This is a genomic window from Stenotrophomonas sp. 22DLJC03 (genome assembly GCF_056861405.1).
This window is the reverse complement of sequence record NZ_JBSPUG010000002.1, coordinates 421,770-444,096: the sequence shown is the minus strand read 5'-3', so window position 1 is coordinate 444,096 and position 22,327 is coordinate 421,770. Positions and strand designations below refer to the sequence as shown.

15 protein-coding genes are annotated in these 22,327 nt (G+C 65.7%); 11 read left to right on the top strand and 4 right to left on the bottom strand.

Annotation, left to right across the window (positions count from 1 at the left end; all coding sequences use genetic code 11):
- The first annotated feature begins 3 nt into the window (after positions 1–3).
- Genes AC13GA_RS07915 through AC13GA_RS07895 form a run of 5 tightly spaced genes read left to right on the top strand, consistent with a single transcriptional unit; the run spans position 4 to position 5,067 of the window.
- Entirely contained in the window at positions 4–1,371 is a 1,368-nt protein-coding gene (locus AC13GA_RS07915; protein WP_046982633.1) for an FAD-dependent oxidoreductase, read from the top strand.
- Positions 1,371–2,810 (top strand): exodeoxyribonuclease I, encoded by a 1,440-nt coding sequence (sbcB, locus tag AC13GA_RS07910; protein ID WP_337302662.1) that lies wholly within the window; start codon positions 1,371–1,373, stop codon positions 2,808–2,810. Before AC13GA_RS07915 ends, sbcB begins: the two co-directional genes overlap by 1 nt.
- Complete coding sequence (locus AC13GA_RS07905) at positions 2,807–3,493, top strand: DUF2461 domain-containing protein (protein ID WP_046982635.1); 687 nt, start codon at positions 2,807–2,809, stop codon at positions 3,491–3,493. Before sbcB ends, AC13GA_RS07905 begins: the two co-directional genes overlap by 4 nt.
- Positions 3,493–4,473: an aldo/keto reductase gene (locus tag AC13GA_RS07900; protein ID WP_046982636.1), complete on the top strand. Its 981-nt coding sequence runs from the start codon at positions 3,493–3,495 to the stop codon at positions 4,471–4,473. Before AC13GA_RS07905 ends, AC13GA_RS07900 begins: the two co-directional genes overlap by 1 nt.
- A 42-nt stretch (positions 4,474–4,515) precedes the next feature.
- Positions 4,516–5,067 (top strand): DUF2939 domain-containing protein, encoded by a 552-nt coding sequence (locus AC13GA_RS07895; RefSeq protein WP_482997821.1) that lies wholly within the window; start codon positions 4,516–4,518, stop codon positions 5,065–5,067.
- A gap of 153 nt (positions 5,068–5,220) precedes the next feature.
- On the opposite strand, the gene AC13GA_RS07890 is transcribed toward AC13GA_RS07895, so the two are convergent.
- The 3 genes from AC13GA_RS07890 to AC13GA_RS07880 form a co-directional block, all read right to left on the bottom strand.
- On the bottom strand, positions 5,221–6,165 hold the full coding sequence (locus AC13GA_RS07890) for a 5'-nucleotidase (protein ID WP_012511563.1): 945 nt from the start codon (positions 6,163–6,165) through the stop codon (positions 5,221–5,223).
- A 48-nt stretch (positions 6,166–6,213) separates the two neighbouring features.
- Entirely contained in the window at positions 6,214–6,987 is a 774-nt protein-coding gene (locus tag AC13GA_RS07885) for an NAD kinase (protein ID WP_046982638.1), read from the bottom strand.
- 294 nt (positions 6,988–7,281) lie between these two features.
- Positions 7,282–12,258, bottom strand: a complete 4,977-nt coding sequence (locus AC13GA_RS07880; protein WP_426355584.1) for an NAD-glutamate dehydrogenase — start codon at positions 12,256–12,258, stop codon at positions 7,282–7,284.
- A gap of 250 nt (positions 12,259–12,508) precedes the next feature.
- Between AC13GA_RS07880 and AC13GA_RS07875 the strand changes: the two genes are divergently transcribed.
- From AC13GA_RS07875 to AC13GA_RS07860, 4 genes are all read left to right on the top strand, one after another.
- Positions 12,509–13,165, top strand: coding sequence for a TetR/AcrR family transcriptional regulator (locus AC13GA_RS07875; protein WP_046982640.1), 657 nt, complete (start codon positions 12,509–12,511; stop codon positions 13,163–13,165).
- Positions 13,165–14,433: an efflux RND transporter periplasmic adaptor subunit gene (locus AC13GA_RS07870; RefSeq protein WP_253079006.1), complete on the top strand. Its 1,269-nt coding sequence runs from the start codon at positions 13,165–13,167 to the stop codon at positions 14,431–14,433. Before AC13GA_RS07875 ends, AC13GA_RS07870 begins: the two co-directional genes overlap by 1 nt.
- Before the next feature lie 15 nt (positions 14,434–14,448).
- On the top strand, positions 14,449–17,622 hold the full coding sequence (locus AC13GA_RS07865; RefSeq protein WP_046982642.1) for a multidrug efflux RND transporter permease subunit: 3,174 nt from the start codon (positions 14,449–14,451) through the stop codon (positions 17,620–17,622).
- 402 nt (positions 17,623–18,024) lie between these two features.
- Positions 18,025–18,942 carry a hypothetical protein gene (locus tag AC13GA_RS07860; protein WP_428709347.1) on the top strand — a complete coding sequence of 306 codons (918 nt, stop codon included), beginning with the start codon at positions 18,025–18,027 and terminating at the stop codon, positions 18,940–18,942.
- 47 nt (positions 18,943–18,989) lie between these two features.
- Here the strand turns inward: AC13GA_RS07860 and AC13GA_RS07855 are convergent, their stop codons facing one another.
- Positions 18,990–20,138 (bottom strand): acyl-CoA dehydrogenase family protein, encoded by a 1,149-nt coding sequence (locus tag AC13GA_RS07855; RefSeq protein ID WP_046982644.1) that lies wholly within the window; start codon positions 20,136–20,138, stop codon positions 18,990–18,992.
- Between the two features lie 152 nt (positions 20,139–20,290).
- On the opposite strand from AC13GA_RS07855, the gene AC13GA_RS07850 reads away from it, so the two are divergent.
- Both AC13GA_RS07850 and AC13GA_RS07845 read left to right on the top strand, forming a co-directional pair.
- Positions 20,291–21,220: an ArsR/SmtB family transcription factor gene (locus AC13GA_RS07850; protein WP_006376775.1), complete on the top strand. Its 930-nt coding sequence runs from the start codon at positions 20,291–20,293 to the stop codon at positions 21,218–21,220.
- A gap of 13 nt (positions 21,221–21,233) precedes the next feature.
- A complete protein-coding gene (locus AC13GA_RS07845) occupies positions 21,234–22,325 on the top strand; it encodes a homocysteine S-methyltransferase family protein (RefSeq protein ID WP_253079008.1) in 1,092 nt (363 codons plus the stop codon).
- Positions 22,326–22,327 lie beyond the last annotated feature (2 nt).

Here is a 22,327-nt window from a genome sequence, read left to right as displayed (position 1 = left end):
TCGTTGATCGCACACGCTTCCCGCTCGTTGAGCATTATCGGTGCCGGCCTCGCCGGGTCCCTGCTGGCCATCCTGCTGTCACGCCAGGGCTGGCGCATCACCCTGTACGAACGCCGCGGCGATCCACGCGTGGCCGACTACGAGAGTGGCCGCTCGATCAACCTGGCGTTGGCCGAGCGTGGGCGCAACGCACTGCGTCAGGCGGGCGTGGAAGACGAGGTGATGGCGCGCGCGGTGATGATGCGCGGACGCATGGTGCACCCGCGCGAGGGTGAACCGCAGCTGCAGCGCTACGGCCGCGACGACAGCGAAGTGATCTGGTCGATCCACCGCAGCGACCTGAACACCACGCTGCTGGAACTGGCCGAACAGGCCGGCGCCACCGTGCACTTCCATCGCCGCCTGCACACCGTCGATTTTGATGCCGGCTACGCGCGTTTCATCGATGACCGCGACGACAGCCCGCACGACATCCGCTTCGACACCCTGATCGGCGCCGACGGTGCCGGCTCGGCGCTGCGCGCGGCGATGAACCGCCGTGCGCCGCTGGGCGAGGACATTGCCTTCCTCGACCACTCCTACAAGGAGCTGGAGATTCCGCCGGCCGCCGATGGCAGCTTCCGCATCGAGCGCAACGCACTACACATCTGGCCGCGCGGCCACTACATGTGCATCGCCCTGCCCAACCACGAAGGCACCTTCACCGTCACCCTGTTCCTGCCCAACCAGGGCGACCCCAGCTTTGCCACGGTCAACACCGGCGCACAGGCCGAGGCGCTGTTCGCGCGCGAGTTCGCCGACACCCTGCCGTTGATCACGAACCTGCGCGCGGACTGGGAGCAGCACCCGCCGGGCCTGCTTGGCACGCTCACGCTGGAGCGCTGGCATCAGCAGGGCCGTGCCGTACTGATCGGCGACGCCGCACATGCGATGGTGCCGTTCCACGGCCAGGGCATGAACTGCGCGTTCGAGGACTGTGTTGCGCTGGCCCGTCACCTGATGGAGGCCGATGATCTGGAAGCTGCGTTCGCCGCGTTCGAAGCCGAACGCAAGCCGAATGCACGTGCCATCCAGCAGATGGCGCTGGAGAACTACCTGGAGATGCGCGACCGCGTGGCCGACCCTGCATTCCTGCTGCAGCGCGAACTGGAACAGGAGCTGCAGCGCCGCTGGCCGACCCGCTTCGTGCCGCACTACACCATGGTCACCTTCCTGCACACGCCCTACGCCGAGGCCCTGCACCGCACCGAACTGCAGCGCGGGATGCTGGTGGCGGCCACCGCAGGTCACGATTCACTGGACAACATCGACTGGGCGACACTGGAAGCGCAGATCCATGCGCAGCTCCCGGTCCTGGAGGGCGCGCACTGATGGCCGACAGCTTCCTGTTCTACGACCTGGAAACCTTCGGCCAGGACCCGCGGCGTACGCGCATCTCGCAGTACGCTGCAATCCGCACCGACGCCGACCTCAACGAGATCGATACCCCGGTCAGCTTCTTCGTGCGCCCGGCCGATGACCTGCTGCCCTCGCCAATGGCCACGCTGGTGACCGGCATTACTCCGCAGCAGGCACTGGCCGAAGGCATCAGCGAAGCCGAAGCCTTCGACCGCATCAATGAACAGCTGTCGCGGCCGGGCACCTGCGCACTGGGCTACAACACGCTGCGCTTCGATGATGAGTTCGTCCGCTACGGGCTGTTCCGCAACTTCCACGACCCGTACGAACGCGAGTGGCGCAACGGCAATTCGCGCTGGGACCTGCTGGACATGCTGCGGCTGATGCGCGCGATGCGCCCGGATGGCATCCAATGGCCGCTGCGCGAGGATGGCGCCACCTCGTTCAAGCTCGAGCACCTGGCCGAGGCCAACAACGTGCGCGAAGGCGATGCGCACGAAGCACTTTCAGACGTGCGCGCCACCATCGGCATGGCCCGCCTGTTCAAGCAGTCGCAGCCGCGCCTGTGGGACTACGCCCTGAAGCTGCGCGACAAGCGCTTCGTCGGCAGCCTGCTGGACGTGGCCGCGATGAAGCCGGTGCTGCACATTTCCATGCGCTACCCGGCCAGCCGCCTGTGCGCGGCACCGGTGCTGCCGCTGTCGATGCATCCCACCATCAACAACCGGGTGATCGTGTTCGACCTGGAGGGTGACATCGACGACCTGCTGGAGCTCCCGGCCGAGGTGATCGCACAGCGCCTGTACATGCGCACCAGCGAGCTACCCGAGGGCGCGACGCGGGTTCCCCTGAAGGAAGTGCAACTGAACAAGGTGCCGGCGCTGATCGCCTGGAACCACCTGCGCGCCGATGACCACGCACGGCTCGGCCTGGACGTGGCCGCGATCGAGGCCAGGGCCGAACGCCTGCGTGCGTTCGCCCCCCAGCTGGCGGAGAAGGCACGACAGGTCTACAACCAGCCGCGCGTGGACAGCGTGGCCGACGTCGATGCCTCGCTGTACGACGGCTTTCTCGGGGCCGGCGACAAGCCACTGCTCGCACTGGCGCGCACCACCGTGCCGGAGCAGCTGGCAGCGCTCGAGGGCCGTTTCCGCGACCCGCGATTGCCGGAGCTGCTGTTCCGCTACCGTGCGCGCAACCATCCCGACAGCCTCGCACCGGGTGAACGCCAGCGCTGGCAGGATTACCGCCGCCAGCGCCTGCTCGGGGATGGCGGCCTGGGCGAACTCAACCTGCCCCAGTACCAGCAGCAGCTCGACGCACTGGCTGCCGAAGCGCCCGACGACGCGCGACGCCAGGCCCTGCTGCAATCGCTGCGCGACTGGGGCCAGCACCTGCAGGAGACCCTGTGAGCACTTATTTCTCGGACGCCAGCTTCAAGTTCCTGCGCAGCCTGGCGCGGCACAACGACAAGGCGTGGTTCAACGATCATCGCCAGCAGTATGAAGACCACGTGCGGCAGCCGTTCCTGCGCCTGCTGGGCGACCTGCAGCCGGCCCTGACCGAGGTCAGCGAGCACTTCCGCGCCGATACCCGCGGCGTCGGCGGCTCGCTGTTCCGCATCCATCGCGATGCGCGCTTTTCCAACGACAAGTCGCCGTACAAAACCTGGCAGGGTGCACGCCTGTTCCATGAGCGCCGCCGCGAAGTGGCCGCGCCATCGTTCTATGTGCACCTGCAGCCGGGCGAGAGCTTCGTCGGTGCCGGCCTGTGGCATCCGGAGCCGGAAACCCAGCGCCGCGTGCGCCACTTCATCCTCGACAACCCCGGCAGCTGGAAGGCCGCGGCGCATGCACCGGTTCTGCGCAAGCGCTTCGACTTCGAGGAGAGCGAAAAACTGGTGCGGCCGCCGCGCGGCTTCCCGGCCGACTTCGAATTCATCGAAGACCTCAAGCACCGCAACTGGGTGATGTGGCGCTCGCTGGACGACGCCACCATGACCGGCCCGCGACTGCTGTCCACGCTGGGCAAGGATCTGGCCGCGCTCGGCCCGTTCGTCGACTATCTGTGCGCGGCGCTGGACCTGGAATTCTGATGCCGTTGGCACGGCAACGCCGCACGCTGGGCCGCACCGGCCTGGCGGTTTCGCCGGTGGGCCTGGGCTGCTCCGGCTTCTGGGGGCATCGCCGCTTCCCGGAACAGTCAGCCGCGAACGTGGTCGAGCATGCACTGGCACAGGGCGTGAACCTGTTGGATACCGGCCACAACTATTCTGGCTTCCACGCCGAGCCGCGGTTGGGCCGCATCCTGCGCCCGTTGCTGAAGCGATACCCCCGCGAGTCGCTGGTGATCTCCAGCAAGGGCGGCACGCTGACCGGCCAGGCCGGCGTCAGCGGCGCCGAGCAGCGCAATTTCTCGCCGGCAGCCATTACCGCCAGCTGCGAAGCCTCGCTGCGCAACCTCGGCCTGGATTACCTCGATATCTACCAGCTGCACGGTGCCAGCCAGCACGACATCAACGATGACCTGCTGGCCGCACTGCAACGACTTCGCGAACGCGGGCTGATCCGGCACACCGGTATCAATACGCACACGGCCTCGACCCTGCGCTGGATGATCGACCATCCCACGCTGTTCGACGTGGTGCTTCTTGACTACAACGCCCTGCAGCAGGACCGTGAACCCCTCATCGACCAGTTGCAGGCAGCAGGCATCGGCGTGCTGGCCGGTACCGTGCTGGCGCAGGGCCATCTGCTGCCCTCACGGGCCCGCCTGCCGCGCCCGGCCGACGCCTGGTATCTGGCCAGAGCCTGGCTCAAGCCCAGCAGCCGCCAACTGATGCGCAGCGCGCGCCGGATGCGCCACGCCATCGCCGCCATCCGCAGCCAGCACCCCGCCCAGACCGCGTTTGCCTACGCCCTGGGCCATCCCGGGGTGGCCAGCGGCATCCTCGGCACCACCCGCACGCAGAGCCTGGATGAAGTACTGGCAACGCGCCTGGAAGCGCTGACGGCAGCCGAACGCCAACAGTTGGTGGACGCGTTCGGGGACGGCCGCGGCTCGCCCAGTCACTGAGCCTTCACCCGTTGCTGCCGGAGTTGCGGCAGTCTGGCCGATATGAAGAAGCTCAGTGCACTCGTGGTCCTGCTGGTCCTGGCGCTGGCCGCCTGGTGGTTTGGCGGCCCGTACATGACCGTGCATGGCCTCTCCAAGGCCATCGAACAGCGCGACACCGCCCGATTGGAGCGCTACGTCGACTTCCCGCGGGTGCGCAGCAGCGTGCGCGCCCAGCTCAACGACTACCTGGTGCGCCAGGCAGGCCCGGATGTAGCAGCCAGCCCGTTCGGTGCGCTGCTCTACGGGCTGGGTGACCAGCTGGGCGGTGCAGCGGTGGACACCATGGTGACCCCGACCGGTATCGGCGCGATGCTGCAGGGCCATGTGCTGTGGAAGCGTGGCCGCAATGAACTGCAGGGTGGCGATGCATTCGGCCCGACCGAACCGGCGCGGCCGCTGAAGCATGCCAAGCACCATTTCGAAGCATTGGACCGCTTCGTCATCGACGTCGATCGTGGCCCGGGCCAGCCACCATTGAAGGTGGTGCTGGAACCACAGGGCCTGCGCTGGAAGGTGGTTGACCTGCAGCTGGGGATGTCGGGCACCCAATAACCGGTAGCCGCCCACCTTGGTGGGCGCTGTTCAACCGAGATGCCAACCAAGGTTGGCAACTACAGGGGGTACAGCGCTTTGGTAGATGCCCACCTTGGTGGGCGCCGATGCATGGCAGTGCCAACCAACGGTTGGCACCCACCCGGGATGGTTTCACCCCTCGTTGGCAACGCCATGCGGCACATGGCCAGCGGCCACATGCTCGCGGGCACTGTCGATGTTGTGCTGCGAATCATCGAAGAAGATGTCGGCGCCGAACGCCTGCAGGAACGGGCCCTTGTGGCGGCCACCGAGGAACAGGGCCTCGTCCAGGCGCACGCCCCACTCGCGCAGGGTGCGGATCACCCGTTCGTGCGCAGGCGCCGAACGCGCGGTCACCAGCGCGGTGCGGATCGGCGCACTATCCCCCGCCGGGAACACTTCCTGCAGCGTATGCAGGGCCGACAGGAAACCACGGAACGGCCCCCCGCTGAGCGGCTCGCGCGCACGTTCGCGCTCGTGCCGGCCGAATGCCTCCACGCCCTGCTCGCGCGAAATGCGCTCACTCTCGTCACCGAAGATCACCGCATCGCCATCGAAGGCGATGCGCAGCTGCCCGGCCGGGCGCGTGATATCGATCTGGTCGGCAGCCGCAGCGGCGGTCTCGCCCGGCGGCTTGGGCAGGATGGTGGCCGCCGCGATGCCATGGCGCAGCGCGCTGCGCACCGATTCCGGGTTGGCCGACAGGAACAGGTCAGTACCGAACGGTTTCACATACGGCCAGGTCGGCTCGCCGGCGGTGAACGTCGCACGGATGATGCCCAGGCCGTAGTGCTGGATCGAATTGAAGATGCGCAGGCCGGTATCGGCCGAGTTGCGCGACAGCAGGATCACCTCGACCCGCGGGTTCTCGGGGCTGGCGCCCTGGTTCAGCGCCAGCAGCTTGCGCACCACCGGGAAGGCCACGCCGGGGCCGAGGATGTCGTCCTCATGCTGGCGCTGGAATTCGGCATAGGCCGCCACGCCATCGCTCTCGAACAGCGCGTGGCTTTCCTCGAGGTCGAACAGGGCGCGCGAGGTCACCGCGACGGTCAGCAAACGGGGGGAGTTGTCGCCCATCGGTGGGGGTCCTTCAAAGCGATCGGCGGGGCCGGCGGCCTATTGTCCTCAAAAAACGAACTGTTCGCTCAGGATCCGGTCTTCCAGGTTGTGCTCCGGGTCGAACAGCAGGGTCACCCGGCGGTCCTTGGACTCGCGGATGGTGACTTCGACCACGTCGCGGGTCTCGTGCGAGTCGGCAGTGACGCTGACCGGGCGCTTGTACGGATCAAGCACGCGGAAGCGCACCTCGGTGTCGGCCTTGAGGATCGCCCCGCGCCAGCGCCGCGGCCGGTACGGTGCCAAGGGCGTCAGGGCGATGGTATGCGAGCCCAGCGGCAGCACCGGACCATGCGCGGAATAGTTGTAGGCGGTGCTGCCAGCCGGGGTGGCTACCAGTACACCGTCACCGATCAGCTCAGCCACGCGCTCCTGGCCGTTGAGGTCGATGCCGATATGCGCGGCCTGCCGGGTCTGGCGCAGCAATGACACGTCGTTGTAGGCCAGCGAACCGGTGCTGGTGCCCGATTCGGTCAACGCCACCATCTCCAGCGGCCGCAGGTTGGCCGGTTCGGCACGGGCGATGCGCGCCTGCACGTCATCGTCGCCACGGTACTGGTTCATCAGGAAGCCCACGGTACCCAGTTTCATGCCGAACACCGGCTTACCCAGGTGACCATGCCGATGCAGGGTCTGCAGCATGAAGCCATCGCCGCCCAGCGGGCACAGCACGTCGGCCTGGTCCGGGGCGTGGTCGCCATAGCGCGAGACCATCGCTGCGCGTGCCATCTGTGCAGGTTCGGTGGTACTGGCCAGGAAAGCGATGCGGGGGGTGTCGCTCATCGGTGGATCCGGGGGGAACTGGTGAAGAGCATAACCGAGCGCCGGGGGTTGGACCGCGCGGGGCGGATGACCGGCATATCCGCCGGGACACGCCGTAAACCCGTCCCTGGCGGCTCGATCGCGCCATCCATGGCGCTCACGGTCCCGGCGGATATGCCGGTCATCCACCTTGCAGGTTCACAGCCGGGGTCGGGTCAGGTGGTCGCAAAAGGCCAAAGGCAGAAACAGAACGGCCCCGCTTTCGCGGGGCCGTTCCGGTTCACGCATGCCAGGCGTGGCCTGGCACTACATCACTTACGCGCCGTGCGCGGCCAGCTGGCCAAGACGCTGCACCGCGACCGAGACGGTCGGATAGTCCAGGGTCTTCTGCTCGGCCAGTTCGGCCAGCATCGCCAGGGTGAAGCGCAGGCTGCTGTCGTCACGACCGATCCACGCGGCCACCTTGGCTTCAGCGGTGCTGCCCTTGGTGGCCAGCACCTGACCGGCCAGGCTGCGGTGGTGCGCAGCCAGTTCGTCGCGCAGCACGCCACGTGCCACCGCGTGCCAACGGCCATTGACCTCAAGCGCGTCAATCTGCTCAAACAGCCACGGCAGCTGCAGTGCGTCACCCAGACGGAAGTGGATCTTGGACACATCCACCGGCTTCAGCTTGCGGGTGCGGGCCAGTTCGATGATGTCGAACGCCGGCTCCAGGAAGTGCAGTTCGGCCAGCTGCTGCGCCAGTGCCGACGGCAGGCCCTTTTCCTTCCACTCGGCCACCAGGGCTTCGTAGGTCGGACGCTGCGAATCCGGCAGCACGCCCGAAGCAACGCGGATGTCGTTGAACGGCCCCTGGTAGCGGTTGACCGCCTCGGTGATGCCCGGCATCGGGCCCGGGCGCGACAGCAGCCAGCGCACGAACGAACGCTGCAGCTTCCAGATCACTTCCAGCGCATCGATCTGCACCGACTCCGGCAGCGTGCCGTCGAGGGCATCGATCTGTGCCCACAGCGCGCGTGCGTCCAGCGTCTCGCGGCTGATGGTGTACGCCTTGGCGACCTCGGCGATGGAACGGCCGGTGTCTTCCTGCATGCGCATCAGGAAGGTGGCGCCCATGCGGTTGATGGTCTGGTTGGTCACGGCCGTGGCGATGATTTCGCGCTTCAGGCGGTGACGCTCCATCGCGTCGGCGTACTTCTTCTGCAGCGGGGTCGGGAAGTAGCGCTGCAGTTCCTTGGACAGGTACGGATCTTCCGGGATGTCCGAATCCAGCAGCTGGGCGAACGCCACCAGCTTGGAATAGGACAGCAGCACCGACAGTTCCGGACGGGTCAGGCCCTGGCCGCGTGCCTTGCGCTGGGACAGCTCGGCATCGGACGGCAGGAATTCGATCTGGCGATCGAGCAGGCCCTGCTGTTCCAGGGTGCGGATGAAGTGCTGCTTGGAACCCAGGCGCTTGACCGCCATCCGCTCCATCAGGCTCAGGGCCTGGTTCTGGCGGTAGTTGTCGTTGAGCACCAGCGCGGCCACTTCGTCGGTCATCGACGCCAGCAGCTTGTTGCGCTGTTCAACGGTCAGCTTCTTGGCCCGCACCACATCGTTGAGCAGGATCTTGATGTTGACTTCATGGTCGGAGGTATCCACACCGGCCGAGTTGTCGATGAAGTCGGTGTTGAGCAGCACGCCGGCCTGGGCAGCTTCGATGCGGCCGAGCTGGGTCATGCCCAGGTTGCCGCCCTCGCCCACCACCTTGCAGCGCAGCTCGCCACCGTTCACGCGCAGGGCGTTGTTGGCGCGGTCGCCCACGTCACTGTGCTGCTCGCTGGCAGCCTTGACGTAGGTGCCGATGCCGCCGTTCCACAGCAGGTCGACCGGCGCCTTCAGGATCGCGCTCATCAGATCGTTCGGCGACAGCGCCTTGACGCTCTCGTCCAGGCCCAGCACTTCACGCACCTGCGGGGTGATCTCGATCGACTTCAGGCTGCGCGGGTACACGCCGCCGCCCTTGCTGATCAGCTTGGCATCGTAGTCCGCCCAACTCGAACGCGGCACGGTGAACAGGCGCTCACGCTCGACGAACGTGGTGGCCGCATCCGGGTTCGGGTCCAGGAAGATGTGGCGATGGTCGAACGCGGCCAGCAGGCGGATGTGGCGCGACAGCAGCATGCCGTTGCCGAACACGTCGCCGGACATGTCGCCGACGCCGACCGCAGTGAAGTCCTGGCTCTGGCTGTCACGGCCCAGCGCACGGAAGTGGCGCTTGACCGACTCCCACGCACCGCGTGCGGTGATGCCCATGCCCTTGTGGTCGTAACCGACCGAACCACCGGAGGCGAAGGCATCGCCCATCCAGAAGCCGTGCGCGATGGCCAGGCCGTTGGCGATGTCGGAGAAGGTCGCGGTGCCCTTGTCGGCGGCCACCACCAGGTACGGATCGTCCATGTCATGACGGACCACATCCACCGGCGGCACGATCTTGTTGTTGACGATGTTGTCGGTGATGTCCAGCAGGCCCTGGATGAACAGCTTGTAGCAGGCCACACCGTTGGCGAAGATCGCATCGCGGTCGCCGTTCACCGGCGGCATCTTTGCGAAGAAGCCGCCCTTCGCGCCGACCGGCACGATGACGGTGTTCTTGACCATCTGCGCCTTGACCAGGCCCAGCACTTCGGTACGGAAGTCTTCGCGGCGATCCGACCAGCGCAGGCCACCACGAGCCACCGCACCAAAGCGCAGGTGGGTACCTTCCACGCGCGGGCCGTACACGAAGATTTCGCGGTACGGACGCGGCTTGGGCAGGTCCGGCACCAGCGCCGAATCGAACTTGAAGCTGATGACATGGCCGTGCTGGCCGTTGGCATCGGTCTGGTAGTAGCTGGTACGCAGGGTCGCGTCGATCACGCCCATGAACGAGCGCAGGATGCGGTCCTCGTCCAGGCTGGACACGCGGTCCATCAGCTTCAGCAGCGCATCGCGCGCGGCCTGCATCTGCGCATCACGGTCACCCTTGCGGGCATCGACCACGGTCTTGAGCACCTTCAGCGTGGCCTCGTCGCCGGCTGCCAGCACATCCAGGTGTGCCTTCAGCTGGGCCTGACCGGCGGCGATGTCGTCCTTGCTTTCGTGGCCGGTGGCTGGATCGAAGCGGGCTTCGAACAGCTCCACCAGCAGGCGTGCCAGCAGCGGGTAACGGGTGAAGGTGCCTTCCACGTAGGCCTGCGAGAACGGCACGCCGGTCTGCAGCAGGTACTTGCAGTAGCCACGCAGCATGGCGACCTGGCGCCAGTGCAGGCCGGCAGCCAGCACCAGGCGGTTGAACGCATCGTTCTCGGCATCGCCGTGCCAGACGCGGGCAAAGGTCTCGCCGAAGGCTTCATCGACGCTGGCGGCATCGATCGCACCGGCGGTCGATTCGACCTCGAAGTCCTGCACGTACACCGGCGCGTTGTCCACCGACAGACGGTACGGACGCTCGGCGATCACGCGCAGGCCCATGTTTTCCATCATCGGCAGCGCGTCCGACAGCGGGATGTCATCCAGCTGGCGATACAGCTTCAGGCGCAGGCCATCACCGGATTCACGCGGCACCGCCTGCAGGCTCAGGCGCAGGTCGTCCGGGCCGGTCAGGGCATCGAGCTGGCTGACATCATTGGCGGCAACAGCGGTGCTGTTGTCTTCGATGTAACCGGCCGGCAGCGCCTTGCCGATACGCGCAGCGATGCGCAGGCCTTCGGCTTCACCATGGCGGGTAACCAGCGCTTCGCGCAGATCGTCCTGCCAGTTGCGCAGCACCTGGGCCAGCTTCTGCTCCAGTTCGGCGGTATCGACGTCGAGCATTTCGCCCGGCTTCGGGCGCACGATCAGGTGCACCTGGGCCAGCGGCGATTCGCCCAGCACCACCGAGCTGTCCACGTACTCACCGTGCAGCGCTTCCTTGAGCATCGCTTCGATGCGCAGGCGCACGTCGGTGTTGAAACGCTCGCGCGGCAGGTAGACCAGCGCGGAGATGAAACGGCTGTACTTGTCACGGCGCAGGAACAGGCGGCTGCGCACGCGCTCCTGCAGGCCCAGCACGCCCATTGCGGTGCGGAACAGTTCGTCCTCGCTGGACTGGAACAGTTCTTCGCGCGGCAGGGTTTCCAGGATATGGCGCAGCGCCTTGCCGCTGTGGCTCGAGCCGGCCAGGCCGGACTGCTTCATCACGTGTTCGTAGCGCTGGCGCACCAGCGGAATTTCCCACGGGCGACGGTTGTAGGCGCTGGAGGTGAACAGGCCGAGGAAGCGCTGCTCGCCGATGATCTTGCCCTTGGCGTCGAATTCCAGCACGCCGATGTAGTCCATGTAACCGGCGCGGTGGACGCGCGAACGGGCATTGGTCTTGGTCAGGATCAGCGCGTCCTTCAGCCCGGACGTGGTGTTCAGGCCCTGCGCGGCCAGGGTCTTGACCGGACGTGCAGCGGACTTGTCCTTGCCGCGCATCAGGCCCAGGCCGGTGTCGTTCAGCGGTGCCAGTACTTCTTCCTTGCCCTGCTTCTCGACGCGGTACTCGCGGTAGCCGAAGAAGGTGAAGTGGTTATCGGCGGCCCAGCGCAGGAATTCCTGCGCTTCCTTGCGCGAGGCATCGTCGACCGGCAGCTGGCGGCTGCCGAGGTCGTCGGCCAGCGCCAGCGCCTTGTCCTGCATCGGCTGCCAGTCGCGTACGATCGCACGCACCTCATCCAGCGCCTTGTTGATCGCCTGCTCGATGGCGGCCATGGCTTCGGCCGGCTGGCGGTCGATCTCCAGCAGCATCACCGATTCCAGCTGGCCCTCGCCGACCTTGACCAGCTTGCCGGCCTTGTCGCGGGTGAAGCGCAGCACCGGGTGGCCCAGCACGTGGACGCCGACGCCCTGTTCTGCCAGCGACATGGTGACGGTGTCGACCAGGAACGGCATGTCGTCGTTGACGATCTGCAGCACGGTGTGCGGCGATTCCCAACCGTTGACCTTGGCAGTCGGATTGAACACGCGGACGTTGGCCTTGCCGGTCTTGCGGGCACGGGCGAACTCCAGCGTTTCAGCCGCGAGCGCGGCCCACTCTTCGGCGCTGTGGTGCGGGAACTCGTCCGCCTCCATGCGCTTGTAGAAATCAGTGGCGAAGGCCACTGCTTCGGCCTGTGCGGCCGCCGGGTAGCGCTTGCGCAAAGCCGTGTACACCGGCTCCAGGGAGAAACCAGCGGTCACTGCGACCTCCGACTCTGCTGGTTTGGTCTTGTTTTTCACGGTCTTGGCTGCGGTCTTTTGCGGTTTCATGGCAGAGCGGGGCGCTTGCTCAGTTGGGAAAATGAAATTGTAGCCCTACCGCACGAAAAGGCCTTGCTGCAGGACGGAATAAGTAGATTCGGGTTTGCTGCGGTTTAGACGCCTATTCAGTTCGCTCCGGTATGGAGTGATCAAGGCATGCAGCACTACCGACAGGATCGGCAAAGCGTGTTACGGGAAGACACACGCAGCGACGACTCTGCGATTCCACAATCCTGAACTGGACGGTATAGTCCACCGCGTGAATCCGGCCTACCTCCCCGTTGCCCTCGACGCGCGCGATGAGCGCGTGTTCGACGCCGTGCGCGAACTGCTGGCCCAACAGGGCATGCAGATGAGCATGGACGCGGTGGCCCAGCACGCCGGCTGCTCCAAGCAGACCCTGTATTCGCGCTACGGCAGCAAGCAGGAACTGCTGCGCCGGGTGATGCAGCGTCATGTCGGCCACGCCACCGGCGCCATGGTTCGTGCACTCCGCAGTGACGACCTGCGTGCCAGCCTGCTCCAGTTCGCCATCGACTTCCTGGAGCATTTCAACCAGCCGCACGTAGGACAGGCCTGTCGGCTGATCGCCGCCGACGCATCCCAGTTTCCCGAAGAGGCGCGTACGCTGTACCGGCATGGTGCCGGCGCGCTGACGCTTCATCTTGCTGAATGGATTGAAACCGTTTGCAGAAGTGGTCAGCTCCGGCATGACGACCCGCACTTCATGGCCGAACTGCTGCTGAGCATGATCGCCGGTCAGGATTTCGACAAACAGCGCTTCCATACCCCCCATCGTGATGACGCGCAACTGCGTCGGCGCTGGGCAGAGTTCTCCGTCGACAGCTTCCTGCGCGCCTTTGCGCCACAGCCGTCGCCGGCCCCGTCTACAAACCAACCCCGGAGTTCCTCCTGATGACCGCCCCACTCCGCACCCTTGCCTTGACGTGCGCCGTTGCTGTCGCGCTGGCTGCCTGCAAGAAGCCGGAACAGCAGACGCCCCCGCCGCCGGAGGTGGGCGTGATCGACGCCAAGCCGCAGACCTTGCCGCTGCAACGTGAGCTGGTCGGCCGCCTGTCGCCGTTCCGCAGCGCCGACGTGCGCGCGCGCGTGCCGGGCGTGCTGCTCAAGCGCGTCTACCAGGAAGGCTCCCAGGTCAAGCAGGGCCAGACCCTGTTCCTGATCGACCCCGCCCCGTTGCGCGCCTCGCTCAATGCCTCCGAGGCGCAGCTGGCCTCGGCCCGCGCGACCTACGCGAACGCCAAGGTCGCCGCCGACCGCGCTCGCTCGCTGGCGCCGCAGCAGTTCGTGTCCAAGTCCGACCTGGACAACGCCGAATCGGCCGAACGCACCGCGCTGGCCGCGGTCAAGCAGGCCGAAGCCGCGGTGACCTCTTCGCGCATCAGCCTGGGCTACACCGAAGTGACCGCGCCGATCAGTGGCGTGGCCAACAAGCAGCAGGTGACCGAAGGTGCGCTGGTCGGCCAGGGCGATGTGACCCTGCTGACCACCGTCGACCAGCTCGACCCGCTGTATGTGAACTTCTCGTTGAGCGTGGATGAGCTGACCCAGCTGCGCGCACAGCAGGCCAAGGGTGCGCTGGCACTGTCCGGCGACGGCAAGGCCACGGTCAACGTCAAGCTGGCAGACGGCAGCACCTACAGCGAACCGGGCACCCTGGACTTCTCCTCGACCACGGTCGACCCGGCCACCGGCGCGGTGTCGCTGCGTGCGCAGCTGCCGAACCCGCAGCAGATCCTGCTGCCGGGTGCCTTCGTCAGCTTCCAGGCCAACCTGGGCGAGCGCAACAACGCCTACCTGGTGCCGCAGCAGGCGCTGCTGCGCGACACCACCGGCGGCTACGTGATGGTGGTCGGCACCGACGGCAAGGTCGTACGCAAGAACGTCAAGACCGATGGCGCACAGAACGGCAGCTGGCTGGTCAGCGACGGCCTGGCCGCCGGTGACAAGGTGATCGTGGCCGGCGTGCAGAAGGTCAAGGAAGGCGCACCGGCGGTGGCCAAGCCGTGGACCCCGGGGCAAGACGCCAACGGCAAGCCCGCCGCAGGCGGCGCCACTCCGGCGGGCGCGGCGCCGGCCGCAGCCAAGGCACCGGCCGATGCGGCCAAGCCCGAGCAGGCCGATGCGGCCAAGCCGGCCGCCACCGATTCGAACAAGCAGTAACGGGAACCTTCCGTCATGCCTAAATTTTTCATCGAACATCCAGTCTTCGCCTGGGTGGTTGCGATCCTGATCTCGCTCAGCGGCGTGATCGCGATCCTCAACCTCGGCGTCGAGTCCTATCCCAACATCGCCCCGCCGCAGGTGACCGTCTCGGCCACTTACCCGGGCGCCAGCGCGGATACCACCGAAAAATCGGTCACCCAGGTGATCGAGCAGCAGCTGACCGGTATCGATCACCTGCTGTACTTCAGCTCCTCGTCCGCATCGAACGGCCGTGCCTCGATCACCCTCACCTTCGAGACCGGTACCGATCCGGACATCGCCCAGGTGCAGGTGCAGAACAAGGTGTCGCTGGCCACGCCACGCCTGCCTTCGGAAGTGACCCAGCAGGGCGTGGTGGTGGCCAAGGCCAACGCCGGCTTCCTGATGGTCATCGCACTGCAGTCCGATACGCCGACCATCAACCGTGATGCGCTGAACGACATCGTCGGTTCGCGCGTGCTCGACCAGGTCTCGCGTATTCCGGGCGTCGGCAGCACCCAGCAGTTCGGTTCCGAGTACGCCATGAACATCTGGCTCAACCCGGAAAAGATGCAGGGCTACGGCCTGTCGGCCAGCCAGGTGCTGGCTGCGGTGCGCGCGCAGAACGTGCAGTTCGCTGCCGGTGCGCTGGGTTCGGACCCGTCGCCGGAAGGCCAGCACTTCACCGCGACTGTCTCGGCCGAGGGCCGCTTCAGCTCGCCGCAGGAGTTCGAGGACATCATCCTGCGGGCCAATCCTGACGGCTCGCGCGTGCTGCTGAAGGACATCGCCCGCGTTGCCTTCGGCGCCAACAACTACGGCTTCGATACCCAGTACAACGGCAAGCCGACCGGTGCCTTCGCGATCCAGCTGCTGCCGGGCGCCAACGCCCTGAACGTGGCCGATGCGGTGCGCGCCAAGATGGACGAGCTGCAGCCCAGCTTCCCATCCGGCGTGACCTGGTTCTCGCCGTACGACAGCACCACCTTCGTCAAGATCTCGATCCAGGAAGTGGTCAAGACCCTGTTCGAAGCGGTGTTGCTGGTGTTCCTGGTGATGCTGATCTTCCTGCAGAACTTCCGCGCCACGCTGATCCCGACCCTGGTCATCCCGGTGGCCCTGCTCGGTACCTTCCTGGGCATGTGGATGATCGGTTTCACGATCAATCAGCTGACCCTGTTCGCGATGGTGCTGGCGATCGGCATCGTGGTCGATGACGCGATCGTGGTGATCGAGAACGTCGAGCGCATCATGACCGAGGAAGGCCTGGCGCCGAAGCCGGCCACGCAGAAGGCGATGACCCAGATCACCGGCGCGGTGGTGGCGATCACCGTCGTGCTGGCCGCGGTGTTCATCCCGTCTGCCCTTCAGGGCGGTGCCGCCGGCGAGATCTACAAGCAGTTCGCGCTGACCATCGCCATCTCGATGGCGTTCTCGGCGTTCCTCGCGCTGGGCTTCACCCCGGCGTTGTGCGCGACGTTCCTCAAGCCGACGCACAACGACAATCCGAACATCATCTACCGCACCTTCAACAAGTACTACGACAAGATCAGCCACACCTATGTGGGCCACATCACCTCGGCGGTGCGTCACGCGCCGCGCTGGATGATCCTTTTCGTGGTGCTGACCGCACTGTGCGGCTTCCTGTTCACCCGCATGCCGGGCAGCTTCCTGCCCGAAGAAGACCAGGGCTATGCGCTGGCGATCGTGCAGCTGCCGCCGGGTTCAACCAAGGGCCAGACCAACGAAGTGTTCGCGCAGATGCGTGGCGTGCTGGAAAAGCAGGATGGCTATGAAGGCATGCTGCAGGTGGCCGGCTTCAGCTTCGTCGGTTCCGGCGAGAACGTGGGCATGGGCTTCATCCGCCTGAAGCCGTGGGAGGAACGCAAGTTCACCGCGCCGGAGTTCATCCAGAACATGAACGGCGCGTTCTACGGCATCAAGGAAGCGCAGATCTTCGTGGTCAACCTGCCCACCGTGCAGGGTCTGGGCCAGTTCGGCGGCTTCGACATGTGGCTCCAGGACCGCAGCGGTGCCGGCTACGAGCAGCTGACCCAGGCGCGCAACATCCTGCTCGGCCAGGCCGCGCAGAAGCCGGACCATCTGGTCGGCGTGCGCCCGAACGGCCTGGAAAACGCCCCGCAGCTGCAGCTGCATGTCGACCGCGTGCAGGCGCAGTCGATGGGCATGTCGGTGTCGGACGTGTACAGCACCATCCAGCTGATGCTGGCCCCGGTGTACGTCAACGACTTCTTCTACGAAGGCCGCATCAAGCGCGTGACCATGCAGGCCGATGGCCCGTACCGCACCGGCCAGGAGTCGCTGAAGAGCTTCTACAGCCCGTCCAGCCTGGTCAAGAACGCCGATGGCACCAACTCGATGATCCCGCTCAACACGGTGGTCAAGTCCGAGTGGGTCTCGGCACCGCCGTCGCTGAGCCGCTACAACGGCTACTCGGCGATCAACATCGTCGGCTCGCAGGCCCCGGGTACCAGCTCGGGTGAGGCAATGCAGACCATGGAGGCGATCGTCGCCGACGACCTGCCGGCCGGCTTCGGCTATGACTGGTCGGGCATGTCCTACCAGGAAATCCTGGCCGGCAATGCCGCAACCCTGCTGCTGGTGCTGTCCATCGTGGTGGTGTTCCTGTGCCTGGCCGCGCTGTATGAAAGCTGGTCGATTCCGGTGGCGGTGCTGCTGGTGGTTCCGCTTGGCGTGCTGGGTGCATTGGGCCTGTCGATGCTGCGTGGCCTGCCCAACGACCTGTTCTTCAAGATCGGCCTGATCACCGTGATCGGCCTGGCCGCGAAGAATGCGATCCTGATCGTCGAGTTCGCGGTGGAGCAACGTGCCGCAGGCAAGAACCTGCGCGATGCCACCATCGAGGCCGCTCGCCTGCGCTTCCGCCCGATCCTGATGACCTCGTTCGCGTTCATCATGGGCGTGATCCCGATGGCGATCTCCAGCGGTGCCGGCGCCAACTCCCGCCACGCCATCGGCACCGGCGTGATCGGCGGCATGCTGTTCGCCACCCTGCTCGGCCTGCTGATGATCCCGGTGTTCTTCGTGGTCGTGCGCCGCATGCTGGGCGACAAGCTGGATGAACCCTCCAAGGAGTTCATGGAACGCCAGCGCGATGCGGAAACCGCCCACCGTCCGGATCGTTGATCCGATGGTGAGCTGAAATGAAAAGGCCCCGGAGCGATCCGGGGCCTTTTTCTTCCCGCTTGGTAGATGCCTTGCCAACCAAGGTTGGCACCTACCAATGCTGCGGCTGACCCTGTAGTCACCAACCTTGGTTGGCGCTTTGCAGTGCCACGTGTCAGCGCAGCAGTGCAACCACGGTGCTCATGGTGGTGCCGTAGGCAGGTCGCATCCGGCCCACATTGCGAACACCGGACCGCTGCACCGTATGGGATCGCGCGCCACACTCGCGCTCAAGGCGTCTCCCGGGGTCGCAGACAACCCCAACTTTGGATTTCTGGCTACGCAGAGGTCCGGTACGTCCTGATCGTTGCTATCCAGATGTTTCTACGGCAATCGATCCGATGCCGTCCCAGGAGACCGATCATGGATGGAAAAGCTCTACGATTCTTCAGCCGCTCTGCTCTGCTGCTCAGCGCGTTGTTTGCAGCCGGCAGTATCCAGGAAGCCCGCGCCAAGGGCGTCCTCGTCTGCGACAACTGTCGTGATCCACGCGCACTGGCCATCGCCTCGGGCACGGGCCCCACCATCGTCGCAGACTTCCAGCAACGGCGGATCCATGGTTTCGACGTGGAGTACGACCGTGAGCTGCGTCGCTATCGCGCGATGAGAGCACAAATTCCCGAACCGATCAGCGCCTCCTTCAACCGGATCATGGGCATGCTCGACAACAACGTGCCGACAGCACAGTTCGCAGCGCGACAAAGGGTCGGTAGAGGCGCGCAGTTCGAAGTGCATCCAGACGATCCGCAATCCGCCAATGGCATACGATTCCCGGAAGAGCACAAAAATCTCAACGCCTACGATGTGGTGCAGATGGCCACCGAGCGATCAAGGCTGGAAGGTGACATCGGAAAGGCCTTCACAGGCGCGACAACGTCGTCGGTCGCCTGGAACAGCATGGCGACGTTCCTCTCCTCGATTGGACTGAGTTTCGTCAGCAAGACCATCGGTATTGACAGCGCTGTTTACCGGATCACATGGCGCGATGGCTCGAAGACCACCCTGGTCATCACGCCCTCGTCAGTTGACAGAGCCCGCTATGTGCAAGGTGAAAGTCTTGATGCCAAGGGCAACAAGATTCCGGACGGTGCAGCCACCGATCCGGAATTGGCTCGTGGGTTCGTGGGTAGCTATCGTTTCGACGATCGAGACGAACTCGAACGATGGGTGGACTCGGCCCGCCTCTATGGGGTGACCATGTTTCCAAGCACGCCACAAGGATCACTTCAGATCGTCTGCGAATGGGATGGAAGAAACATCGTCTGCCGACTACCACGTTGACCGCGCAGAAAAATCGGGGCGGCAATCGCCGCCCCGTCGGGGGGGCATCAGCGCAGCCCGGTCTCGTTACGGGCGATCACCAGGCGCTGGATCTCCGAGGTGCCTTCGTAGATCTCGGTGATCTTGGCATCACGGAAGTAGCGCTCCAGCGGCATTTCCTTGGAGTAGCCCATGCCGCCGTGGATCTGCACGGCCTGGTGGGTGATCCACATCGCCGCTTCCGAAGCGGTCAGCTTGGCAATGGCCGCTTCATTGCTGAAGCGCTTGCCTTGCCCCTTCACCCACGCCGCGCGCAGGGTCAGCAGCAGCGCTGCGTCCAGCTTGCACTTCATGTCGGCGATCTTGGCCTGGGTCATCTGGAAGGTGCCGATTGCGGCGCCGAATGCCTTGCGCTCCTTCACATACTCGATCGTCGCTTCATAGGCGGCGCGGGCGATGCCGATGGCCTGCGAAGCAATGCCGATGCGGCCAGCATCGAGCACGCCCATGGCGATCTTGAAGCCCTCGCCTTCCTGGCCCAGCACGTCTTCGGCCTGTGCCACGTAATCGTTGAACTCGATCTCGCAGGTCGCCGATGCGCGGATGCCCAGCTTCGGCTCGGTCTTGCCGCGCCCGAAGCCCGCCTTGTCAGTATCGATCATGAACGCAGTGATGCCGCGCGCGCCCTTGTCAGGCTCGCTCATCGCAAACAACACAATGTACTTGGCCACCGGGCCGGAGGTGATCCAGCTCTTCTTGCCGTTGATGACGAAGGTTCCGTCGGCCTGCTTGACCGCGCGGCAGCGCATGGCAGTGGCGTCGGACCCGGACTGCGGCTCGGTCAGCGCGAACGCGCCAATGGCTTCACCCTCGGCGATGGCACGCACGTACTTCTGCTTCTGCGCTTCATTGCCGTGGGTGAGGATGCCGTTGCAGAACAGCGAATTGTTGACCGACATGATGGTCGAATGCGCAGCATCACCTGCGGCGACCTCCACCATCGCCAGCACGTACGCAATCGGGTCCATGCCCGCGCCGCCATACTCGGCCGGCACTTCGATACCCATCAGGCCGTTCTCGCCCAGCAGGCGGATGTTGTCCAACGGGAATTCGCCGGTGCGGTCATGGTGCTCCGCGCTGGGGGCGATCTTCTCCTGCGCGATGCGCCGCGCCACGTCCTGCAGCATCAACTGCTCTTCAGTAAAGCTGAAATCCACAACACCCTCCCGGGTACATGATGATGTGGGCCGCACACGGCGCGCCCAGGTGCCCAGATTGTAACGGGGCCGAGCGCTTCCGTACGCCAGCGACTTGACCGCGACAGGCAACCTCAGCGAATATATCTCTATATCGCGATAGGTAGATATTTATGGATCTGGAAGACTGGTCAACACGCCTGAAGGTGTTCGCCGATGCCACCCGCGTGCGCCTGCTGGCGCTGCTGGAGCAGGAGGAGCTGACCGTGGCCGAACTGTCGGCGATCACCCGGCTGGCGCAGCCGCGCGTGTCCACCCACTTGGCGCGCCTGAAGGAAGCTGGCCTGGTCCGCGACCGCCGTGCCGGCGTGTCGGCCTACTACCGCTTCGATGAGGCCCAGCTGGACCCGGCGCAGCGCGCATTGTGGCATGCCTTGAGCAACGGAAGCGACGACCCGCTGCTGCGCCAGGATGCTGAACGGGTTGCCGCCGTGCTGGCCCACCGTGCTTCCGACCAGAACTGGGCCGACAGCGTGGCCGGCGACATGGAGCGCCACTACTCTCCGGGTCGTACCTGGGAAGCGCTTGCACGCACCGCGCTGCCGCTGCTGGAAACCGGTGACGTGCTCGATATCGCCTCCGGTGACGGCGTGCTGGCCGAACTGGTGGCCCCGCATGCCAAGCGCTACATCTGCATCGACACCAGTGCGCGTGTGGTTGCCGCCGCCAGCGAGCGCCTGCGCCGCCTGCCCAACGTGGAAGTGCGCGAAGGCGACATGCACGCCCTGCCGTTCAAGGACCGCAGTTTCGACCTGGTGGTGCTGATGCACGCGCTGACCTATGCCAGCAAGCCGGCGCAGGCGGTAACCGAAGCCGCACGCGTGCTGCGCCCCGGTGGCCGCCTGCTGCTGTGCAGCCTGGCCCGCCACGAACACAAGGCCGCGGTGGAGGCCTACGGCCACGTCAACCTCGGTTTCAGCGACAAGGAACTGCGCAAGTTCGTCGACAAGGCCGGCCTGCAGGTGTCGAGCCTGGAGACCGTCACCCGCGAGAAGCGCCCGCCGCACTTCGAAGTGATTTCGCTGATCGCCAACAAGCCCTGAGCCCGAGACCACCATGCCCACCCTGCCCTGGTTGCATCCCGATCGCGCCAACGCCCTGCTTGATGCCCTGCGCGAGCGGATCCTGATCATCGACGGCGCGATGGGCACGATGATCCAGCGCCATGGGCTGCAGGAGGACGACTATCGAGGCGAGCGCTTCGCCGGTGGCTTCGACCACGCCCATGGCCCCGGCTGCGACCACGCAGTGCCGGAAGGCCACGACCTGAAGGGCAACAACGATCTGCTGCTGCTGACCCGGCCGCAGATCATCGCCGACATCCACACCGCGTACCTGGACGCTGGCGCCGACCTGGTGGAGACCAATACCTTCAATGCCACCTCGGTCAGCCAGGCCGACTACCACCTCGAACACCTCGTGTACGAATTGAACAAAGCTGGGGCGGCAGTCGCACGCGCCTGCTGCGATGCCGTGGCCGCGACCACGCCGGGCAAGCCGCGCTTTGTCATCGGCGTGCTCGGCCCGACCAGCCGCACGGCCTCGATCAGCCCCGACGTGAATGATCCGGGCTTCCGCAACACCAGCTTCGACGAGCTCCGCGGCACCTACCGCGAGGCCATCGACGGCCTGATCGACGGTGGTGCAGATACCATCATGGTCGAGACCATCTTCGACACGCTCAATGCCAAGGCCGCCCTGTATGCCGTGGAGGAAGCTTTCGATGCACGTGGTGCGCGGCTGCCGGTGATGATCTCCGGCACCATCACCGATGCATCGGGACGCACCCTGTCCGGGCAGACCGCCGAGGCCTTCCATGCCTCATTGGCGCATGCGCGGCCGTTGTCGATCGGCCTGAACTGCGCGCTGGGCGCCGATGCGATGCGCCCGCATGTGGAAACCCTGTCGCAGGTGTCGGACTGCCATGTCAGTGCGCATCCCAATGCAGGCCTGCCCAACGCGTTCGGCGAGTACGACGAAACACCTGAAGAAATGGCCACGACCCTGCGCGGCTTCGCCGAGGATGGGCTGTTGAACCTGGTCGGCGGCTGCTGCGGCTCCACGCCCGATCACATCCGCGCCATCGCGCAGGCGGTGGCCGGTCTGCCACCGCGCGTCCTGCCCGGCACGCAGGAGCAGGCCGCATGAAC